General features: G+C 56.3%; 1 pseudogene. It reads right to left on the reverse strand.

Annotated features, from left to right (window positions below):
• Positions 1 to 796: pseudogene (locus DWB85_RS19335) on the reverse strand (IS1380 family transposase); the annotation flags it as partial.
• Between the last annotated feature and the right edge of the window lie 98 nt (positions 797 to 894).

Here is an 894-nt window from a genome sequence, read left to right on the forward strand (position 1 = left end):
AGCCGACGTCATCAGGTCAGCGGCCTGGCGCTCCAGGCGCTGGTTTTTGGCAACCCCCACGATATAGCGCACATCGTGACGATCACACCAGCGCAGCACCTTCCAGCGACAGAAGCCACTGTCGCCCCGGAAGATAATCTTTACTTTAGGCCAGTGCTGTCGCAAGGCCTTGACCAGTAAAGACAGGATCGCCCAGGTATGGCGGGCACCGTCCCCGTCACTGCGACGCAGATAACTGACCAGCAGGTGACGGCCACAGAACACATACAACGGCAAAAAGCAGTAATGGTCGTAGTAGCCATGGAAGAACCGCCCCTCCTGTTCACCGTGCAGCGGTGTATCGGTGGCATCAAAGTCCAGGATCAACCGCTTGGGTGGCCACTTGTGGGTCTTCACAAACTGATCAAACAGCACCTGGTGAATGGCAACAGCCGATTCCCGATCGGAGCGTTGCTCAAAGCGGCACAGGGTGGACGGGCTGGCCAGGGCCTCCACCCGGGAGGTCGCTGTCTGCAGCGCCAGGTCATGGCGCAACTCGTGGTGATCATTCAGGTCTTCATAGCCCAGTGCAAGGGCGTAAATCCGTTGCTTGAAGAGTTCCTGCTGGGAGTGATCGCAACTGGCTCGACGACGGCCATCGGCAATTGCCCTGGTCACTGCCCGGGTCAACCCCATCTGCTCATCGACCTGGGCGAGGAGGGGAATCCCGGCATTACTGGTGATGTCGCCGCCGCTGAAATCAGCTTCAACTTTGCGGCGTTTAACAGATGGAAATTCGAACGAATTCTGGTAGCATTTTGTCACGGCGGAATTTCTTGTTGGTATGGCTTCGACACCCTTATTTTCAAGATCTTTCCGTCGTTTTACTATCCCCTTCGTGAATTTTTCAGGCTA

Source organism: Seongchinamella sediminis, assembly GCF_003457605.1.
GTDB classification, from domain to species: Bacteria; Pseudomonadota; Gammaproteobacteria; order Pseudomonadales; family Halieaceae; genus Halioglobus; species Halioglobus sediminis.